This is a genomic window from Schnuerera sp. (assembly GCF_035459645.1).
GTDB lineage: Bacteria > Bacillota > Clostridia > Tissierellales > Tepidimicrobiaceae > Schnuerera.
In genome coordinates, this window is record NZ_DATHXO010000446.1 from 1 (window position 1) to 8,382 (window position 8,382).

Below are 8,382 nucleotides of genomic sequence, written 5' to 3' on the forward strand. Positions count from 1 at the left end.
GGATGATATTTATCATATTCCTTTTCAAAGTAGTAAGCTGTAGTAAATACGGTTAATGATTCATCAAGGAAAGGTTCGCTAAACTCGTCGTTTCCTACACCTACATACCACCATTGATGAATTGCTTCATGGACTGCTGCCTCTATTAAAAAAGGTGCATTTTCTTCTATATTAACCTTGGATAAATCATGATATATTCCCATCTGTAACACTTGAGGATATTCCATAGCGCCTCCTGAAAGATATGTTTCTGCTATCCTCAATTCGTCATATGGATACTTGCCTATAGTTTTATTTAATAATTTAACTGTTTTTGCAACTTCATCAAGAATTAAATCTGCTGTTTTTTCTTTATACTCCGTATTGTATTCTCCGTCTTTCTGTTCTATATAATAATTACTAATCTTTATACCATCTACTTCTTTCGTCTTTATATTATAATTTGGACTCATTAAAATTACAAAATCACGAACCTTTTCTGCTTTAATGGTCAGAGTTTTATTATCTCCAACTTCCTTTTCACTAACTATGGTGCCAGTAGGTGCTACTACCATTTCTTTAGGCACTTTCAATTTTATATTATAATTGGATACATCACTATAGTTGGATTCTCCAATAGGATGGTATGGGTTTTCATCCCATTTTTTTGTCTTTTCATCATAAATTGATAATATAGGATACCAATTGGTTAAAGAATATGTACCTTCCATATGATGTAAACGATGGTATCCTTCTGGTATTTTTAAGTTGAAATCTATCTTGATATTTACCTTTTCTCCTTTTCCTAAGGGCTTTACCAAGGATATCCTTAGTATTTGGCTATCATCTTTATATTCAGCTTCTTTACCATTTATACGTACCTTATGTATTTCGATATTTCCTTTTTGTTCCTCTGGCAATTCAGGTATTTCTTCTTCCATAAAATGTATTCCTCCTATAGCTGGAAATGTTTCATAGGAGTTATAGGAATCTGGGTATAAACGGAACACTATTTCCTTTAATTCATCATTATAATGATTTACAAAATTAATATTCTGCATACCTTCCACAGTATGTTCTTCAGCGTTTAATTCAATGGTCATATTGTACTGTGTAAGATTGTCTATATCTACAGCAAAGGTCAATTGAAAACTACTTAACAAAATAACCAAAACTAATATAACAGATACATAATTTCTTTTTCTCACAAAATCCCTCCTAATTATTAAAATAGTTGCATTAATTATGGTTGCAACTCATTTTTTATAAATTCTAGCATTTTCCTCCCCTTCTCCTCCTATAAATCTAATATTTTCCTAAGTTCAAAAGATAATCCAGATTCATTGTTATCTTTTTCGGTAATAATATCAGCTACCTGTTTTACTCCTTCACTAGCGTTCTTCATTGCTATTCCACATCCTGCATTCTTTATCATCTCTGCATCATTATTATCATCACCAATTGTAATAATTTCTTCTTCAGCTATACCTTTTTCTTTAGCATATTCAGATAAGCTAAGCCATTTACATCCTAGTGGATTCATTATCTCAAGCAAAGCTTCTGCTACTACTATATTTTCTATTACATGAGAATTATACCTATTTGGATATCTTTTATTAATATCTAAATGGAAATTTACTAGTTCTTCTTTCCTTCCTGCATACACTACTGCTAATATACTGTCCTCATTTATTTCCAAATAGCTTTTTACTTTTTTATATCTTTCTTCAGATTGAGATACATAATTATAGTAATTTTTATGAGACCTGTCCATCTCAATGATTAAATCAATTCCTTTATCGTATTGATCCACATGAATTATTGGATCTAATCCTCTTTTTTTCCCTTCCTTTACCAAGGTTTTAAAATCTGCTAAGTCTAAATATTTTTTAATTATTATTTGATCATTCTTTGTATTTCTAACTACATTACCATTATTAGCTAGTATGACTATAGGTCTACCAATATCCTTGATCAATTGTTTTGCAGACCAATATCTTCTACCCGTTGCAATTACTACCTCATATCCTCGATCAATTAATTCTCTTAACAATTGTATATTGTCTGAAGGTATATCTTTTTCATCGTTTAGTAAAGTGCCATCTAAATCTATGGCAATTAATTTATACATATTTTATTATCACCTCTATTTTTCTGCTTAATCTAATTATACCAAAGTTTAGTACAATTAAGCAGAAAAAATATAGGTTCGTAGGAACCTATATTTCATCCTCATCTTCATAATCAAGATCATCATCATAAAACTCGTCATCATAATCTTCATAATCATCAAATTCATCATCTAAATCTTCTACATAGAGTGTATAGAAAGCTTCTGAAACTATATCTAATTCCTCGTCTTCCTCAATATTTGTTAATTCTACGCCATCTTCATATTCCTCATATCTATATAGTAATACTTGGTCATCATCTACTGGAACTAAAGCAATGTATTCATAGTCATCCACCTCAAAGATTCCTATAACATTACATTCTAATTCAGTATCGTCATCAAGAGTAAGATAGAGCACATCCATTTCATGGTCACAGTCACAGTGACCCTGGTCACAATTACAATTCTCATCATGATTTTTATTCATATTAATTCTCCTTTCAAGGAATTATTTAATTATATGCTAATAGTATCCTATATTATTATAAAAGTATATAGTATTTTTAACTATTTTATTTCTTTTAATACATCTAATAATAAATCATAGGATTTATTAGTAGATTCAATACTAAGTTTTTCTTCTGGTGTGTGAACTCCATACATATTAGGTCCAAAGGATATCATATCCATATCATGAAACTTTTCTGCAAATATTCCACATTCTAGACCTGCATGGATGGCTTCTACTTTTATATTTTCTCCATATTTATTTTTATATATTCTTTTAAATATATCTCTGATTTGAGAATCCTTATTATATTCCCAAGCAGGATATGACCCATAACTTTCCCACTGACCTTTTACTATATCTGATACCGTTTTAATCTGTTTGCCAATATTCTTTTTCAAAGTCTCTTTAGAGCTTCTGATAGCCGATTCAATAGTAATTTTCTCATCTAAAGTTTTAACTATTCCTAAGTTATTTGAGCTTTCTACTAACCCTTCCATATCCTTACTCATAGATTGAACACCTGTTGGAATTAAGGTTAAAGCAGCTATAATATTATTGAAACTATCTTCTGTAAATACTCTATCCACTTGTTGTTCAACTTTTTCTACTTCAAGTTTAAAATCAGGATCTGATATTTCCAACTCTTCCTGTATTTGTTCTTCTAACGCTTCTATAGCTTGTGAAAATATGCCTTCATTTTCTCTATCTAACACGATAATAGCTTTACCATTTCTTGGTATTGCATTAGTCTTTGAACCACCTTCTATATGTGCAAGGTGAAATTTACATTCATCTTTAACAAAGGCTAATATACGTGTAATAATCTTGATAGCATTGCCCCTTTCCTTATGGATTTCCATCCCTGAATGACCACCTTGTAACCCAACAGTTTTTATTGAGTATATTAGTTTATCATCTAAAGTTTTTATAGATTCCCATTCTATAGGAAGGGTTAACATATTTCTTTCTCCACCTGCACAGCTAACCAAAATGGTTCCTTCTACTTCTGAATCTATGTTGATAAGCATTCTTCCATCAATGTATTTAGGGTCTAAAGCTTTGGCTCCATCCATTCCAGATTCTTCGTTTGTTGTAATGATTACTTCCAATGGAGGATGAGGAATATCTTTTGATTCTAATAACGCCAATGCCATGGCTACAGCTATACCGTTATCTCCTCCAAGAGTAGTCCCTTCTGCCATTACAAAATCACCTTCAACCTTTAATTTAAGAGGATCTTTAGAAAAATCATGGATTGTAGCTTCTTCTTTTTCACAAACCATATCCATATGCCCCTGTAAAACAACAGTAGGACTATTTTCATATCCTGATGTCCCTGGTTTTTTTATTATAATATTCAATGCTTTATCCTGAATTGTTTCAAGACCTTGCGTTTCACCAAATTCTTTTAAAAAATTGCTTATTTTTTCTTCATGGAAAGAACAACGAGGAATTTTAGATATTTCCTCAAAATAATAAAAAACTCTCTCCGGCTTCAATCCTTCTAATTTTCTTGACATAAAACCACCCTTTCATCAATTATTTCATATATATTTGAACTTCCATGACCAAATATATTAACGTATTTAATATATATTTTTTGACCATTATTAATATCTTTTAGATTGATACTTATTTTTTTATTGAGATTAGAACCATTGCTTCTATAATATTGCCAATTTATAACAGGAGTACTTCCTTCATAATCTGTAGCAATACCAATAAAATCTAATAAAGATAAAGAATTTTTTGATAGCATTTTTTTAATATTAGTTTTGTATTTTCCTTTAATATTTATATGCTCTATATTTAATTCATATTTATCTAATTCTAAGTATATTTCTTTTATGCCTTCCCTATTCTTCCTAATCCCTATTTCTTTTAAAAGTAATTTACCTGCTTTTTTATGGTTATTATAAATTCTATATGTATAAAATGGTAAAGACTCTTTCTCAATTAATCTTTTACTAATAATTATAGAAGATAAAGCTCCTTTGTCTGCCATTATCCATCTTCTATTAAATTTTTCAGCCACTACTCCTGTTGTTCCGCTACCGGCAAAAAAATCTGCTACAATAGAGCCTTCGTTGGAGGATGTTAAAATTATCCTTTCTAATAATTTTTCTGGTTTTTGTGTATCATAACCAACCCTTTCTTTGGAAGTTCTTCCTACCATATCTATTTGCCATACATCTCTTAAATTTACCAAAGTATACCAACCTAAATTATCTTTGTACTCTTTAACTCCTTTAAATCTGTAGGGTTTTAACCCTCTATTATAAGACTTTTCTTTTTGTGGGTTAAATATATAATCTTTCCCTTTAGTATATACTAATATAGTATCATGTTTCCTTGAATAATATCTTTGGCTTACCCCTCCAGATTTATATGCCCAGATAATTTCATTCAAAAAGTTTTCTTCACCAAATATTTGATCCATTAATACTTTTACATAATGAACAGTTCTATAGTCTAAGTGGATATATATAGTACCTTCATCGCTTAATAATTCTTTCATTAAATAAAGTCTAGGACATAACATTTCAAGGTATGAAAACAAACCATTTTCCCATATATCATTGTATGCAAAATATTCTATAGCCTCTTGTTTGCCTCCATTATCCATCAAAATTCTTCCCTTGTATTTTGTCTTAGTTAAAAAAGGTGGATCTATATAGATTAAATCTATTTTCCCTTCATATCCTTCTTCTAATAGCTTTACCATTGCTATTAAATTATCCCCTTGATAAAATCCATTAAAACACCTGTTATTGTTTACAATTTTTCTATTATTAATATTAGGTACTAATTTTTCTATTTGAACAAAAGGTTCTATAAAAGGTTTTCCCAAAATACTTTCTACCTCATTTTTACTATTATTAAGGATTTCTGGCAATTTTTCTATTATAATCATATATATCTCCTTCAAAGATAATTTAATCTTATTATACTATATTAACTAAAATAAAAACAAATAATTCTGAGGTAGCTTAATAAAATTAACATAACTTTTTACCTCAGAATTACTTGAACTTTTTATTTTATATGGAGCATGGGCTATACCCACAATCCTGGCATTCAGAACATCCGCCACTATGAATTAATCTTCCTCCACATATTGGACAAGTGTCTGGATCTTTTTCCAACTGTTGATTTATTAATTCATCTAATTCCAATTGTAATTTTTCTATTTTTTCCATAGTGCTTAAATTTGCTTTATTTGTAATAAGTATACCTTCTCTAGCACAACCATCTCTATAGATTGTAACACCCTTCAAACCTTTTCGCCAAGCATAAATATATAGTTCTTCTACTTCTTCTACGGTAAATTCATTCGGAACATTTACTGTCGAAGATATACTCGCATCAATATATTGTTGCCATGCAGCTTGCAATTCAATTCGTTCCCGATAATCTAGTGTAGAAGTCGTTACAAAAAAATCTGGTAAATCCTCTTCAGTATTAACATTATTTCTTTCCATATATTCTTTCACAATAGGAGTAAATACTTTATAATAGGTATCTTCATGGTGAAGAGATTCTGATTTTCTAGTATATGATACCTGAAATATTGGTTCCAACCCATTACTACAACCTATTAAAGTGGATATACTTCCTGTAGGAGGTATAGTCAGAAGTTGACTATTTCTTAGTCCATATTTCTTAATCAATTCAAATACTTCTTCTTTTGCATTTGATATCAAAAACGGAGATTTTAAAACAGCTTCTTCCCTATATTTAGGGAAAGGACCTTGTTCTTTTGCTAGTAAGGCAGATTGCTTTAAAGCTTCGTTTATCAAAACTTTGCCAATTTGGTGAATTAGGTTTATTGATTCCTCACTGCCATATCTAATGCCTAGCTTAATGAACATATCTGCAACTCCCATAATCCCAAGCCCAATCTGTCGTAGATCCCTAGCCATCTCCCTCTGTTGAGCTAAGGGGTGAAGTTTCATGTTTTCGTCTAATGCTTCATTTAAATAGATAACTCCTTCTCTAACCATTTCACCAAATCTTTCAAATTCAAATCCTGCTTTTTTGGTGAAAGGATTTCTAACAAATTCACCTAAATTAATAGACGACAGATTACAAGACCCAAAGGCTGGTAAAGTTTCTTCTGCACAAGGATTTACTCCTGCAAATTCAAATGCATCGTCTTCGCTCATTAGATGCCAAGAATTAATTCGGTTTGTAAATAACATTCCCGGCTCTGCCATATTCCAATTATTCATTGCCAGTTTTCTAAACAAATCTCTAGCCTTTATTGTCCTTTTAATTTCCTCTCCAGTTGCCTCTACTTTAAAATATAATTCATAGTCATTATCTTCCACTACCGCTTTCATAAATTCATCGGTAATGTTTACAGAAATATTTGCATATTTAACTTTAGTTAAATCATTTTTCACATCTATAAAATCTTCAATATCTGGATGATCACAATCTAAATTAAGCATCAAGGCTCCTCGTCTTCCTCTCATACCAATCAATCCAGTAACTAGAGAATAGAGATCCATAAAAGAAACGGCTCCTGTAGTAGTACTTGCGGCGTTATTTACTTTAGCTCCTTTTGGTCTTAATTTAGATAAAGTTAATCCAACTCCACCACCATAAGAATAGGTTCTTGCCATATACTTGGCTGTATCAAATATAGATTCAATATTATCTTCTACCTTTGGCATCACATAACAATTAGATAATGTCATCTTCCTTCCATGTTTATATAAACCTCTGCCGGCTAATATCCTTCCAGCAGGCATAAATTTTTTATCTTTAATAGCTTTTTTAATAAAGTTATTGCCACCACTTACTCTAGTTAAAAATTCATCAAAGGATTCATTTTGAAATCTATATTTTTTCTCATATATATCTCTTTGCAAGTCAGTCATAACCCAACCATGTTTTCTGAGCCTTGCCCTTTCATTTCTATATAAGATATATTTTTTGGCTACATCTGGCCTTCTTTTCATTAGTTCAATTTCAACAAAGTCTTGAATCTTTTCAATGTGTACTACTTCCAAATCTTTAAAGGTATTATATGCTTTATCTGCAATTTGTTTTGCAACTTCCTCATCTATACCTATTTCAGTCTCTGCCATAGCTTTGCTTATAGCATTGACTATTTTATTCCCATCAAAATCAACAATCATACCATTTCTTTTTTCTAATGTTAACATAGAATTCCTCCTCACGTCTATATATTGTATATTTTAATTACCTACACACAATATATACCCAATTTATCATAAATAAATTTTATAATCAAGGAGGAATTTCTTTTTTAATACTTTAGTCTTATTGAATATCTAGGATTCTCTTTATTATGCTTTCATTTTTATCCTTTTATCTATATAATATATTAAAGCAATATTATTTAATTATGGAGGGATAAAGATGAATAGGCTAAAATCTTTGATGATAGATTTGCCAGAAGATGTAAATAAATTGGTAGTATTTGGCGATTTTTCAAAAGCTTTAGATCTAATAAACCTATATATGTCGAGAAATATTCCAAAAATATTAAAAGATAGATTAATCTTTGAAAGGGATAGAATTCGAAGGTTTAAGCAGGATTATATTTATTCCTTTGATGAAGCTTTATCTTTGGCTCAAAAACAAATTAAAGACTTTTCAAAAGAAGAACTGGAGTCTTTAAAAGATGGAAGATATGCAGATTGGATTTATATGGATGGAAAAGTAACCTTTCATAAGAGGTTTTTGCAAAATTCTATTAAAGTCCATCCTATATTGAAAAAAAAGCTTATTAACCCCGAAAAAGAGG

7 protein-coding genes are annotated in these 8,382 nt (G+C 30.2%); 1 reads left to right on the forward strand and 6 read right to left on the reverse strand.

Annotated features, from left to right (window positions below; genetic code table 11):
• The 6 genes from VK998_RS10490 to VK998_RS10515 form a co-directional block, all read right to left on the reverse strand.
• Positions 1–1,187, reverse strand: a 1,187-nt coding sequence (locus VK998_RS10490; protein ID WP_325228077.1) for a M1 family metallopeptidase, incomplete at its 3' end; no start/stop codon positions are given.
• 89 nt (positions 1,188–1,276) lie between these two features.
• Positions 1,277–2,110 (reverse strand): Cof-type HAD-IIB family hydrolase, encoded by an 834-nt coding sequence (locus tag VK998_RS10495; protein ID WP_325228078.1) that lies wholly within the window; start codon positions 2,108–2,110, stop codon positions 1,277–1,279.
• Between the two features lie 88 nt (positions 2,111–2,198).
• Positions 2,199–2,579 (reverse strand): DUF1292 domain-containing protein, encoded by a 381-nt coding sequence (locus tag VK998_RS10500; protein WP_325228079.1) that lies wholly within the window; start codon positions 2,577–2,579, stop codon positions 2,199–2,201.
• Positions 2,580–2,659: 80 nt separating this feature from the next.
• Entirely contained in the window at positions 2,660–4,123 is a 1,464-nt protein-coding gene (locus VK998_RS10505) for an aminoacyl-histidine dipeptidase (RefSeq protein ID WP_325228080.1), read from the reverse strand.
• Positions 4,108–5,517 (reverse strand): site-specific DNA-methyltransferase, encoded by a 1,410-nt coding sequence (locus tag VK998_RS10510; protein ID WP_325228081.1) that lies wholly within the window; start codon positions 5,515–5,517, stop codon positions 4,108–4,110. Before VK998_RS10510 ends, VK998_RS10505 begins: the two co-directional genes overlap by 16 nt.
• A gap of 127 nt (positions 5,518–5,644) precedes the next feature.
• Positions 5,645–7,777: an adenosylcobalamin-dependent ribonucleoside-diphosphate reductase gene (locus VK998_RS10515; RefSeq protein ID WP_325228082.1), complete on the reverse strand. Its 2,133-nt coding sequence runs from the start codon at positions 7,775–7,777 to the stop codon at positions 5,645–5,647.
• A gap of 217 nt (positions 7,778–7,994) precedes the next feature.
• Here VK998_RS10515 and VK998_RS10520 point away from each other — a divergent pair.
• Positions 7,995–8,382 (forward strand): hypothetical protein (locus VK998_RS10520; RefSeq protein ID WP_325228083.1); only part of this gene is annotated, 388 nt, incomplete at its 3' end.

Excerpts from the sequence above, each read along its gene's own strand:
- VK998_RS10495 (WP_325228078.1), bottom strand. The coding sequence starts at position 2,110 with ATGTATAAATTAATTGCCATAGATTTAGATGGCACTTTACTAAACGAT.
- VK998_RS10500 (WP_325228079.1), bottom strand. The coding sequence starts at position 2,579 with ATGAATAAAAATCATGATGAGAATTGTAATTGTGACCAGGGTCACTGT.
- VK998_RS10505 (WP_325228080.1), bottom strand. The coding sequence starts at position 4,123 with ATGTCAAGAAAATTAGAAGGATTGAAGCCGGAGAGAGTTTTTTATTAT.
- VK998_RS10510 (WP_325228081.1), bottom strand. The coding sequence starts at position 5,517 with ATGATTATAATAGAAAAATTGCCAGAAATCCTTAATAATAGTAAAAAT.
- VK998_RS10515 (WP_325228082.1), bottom strand. The coding sequence starts at position 7,777 with ATGTTAACATTAGAAAAAAGAAATGGTATGATTGTTGATTTTGATGGG.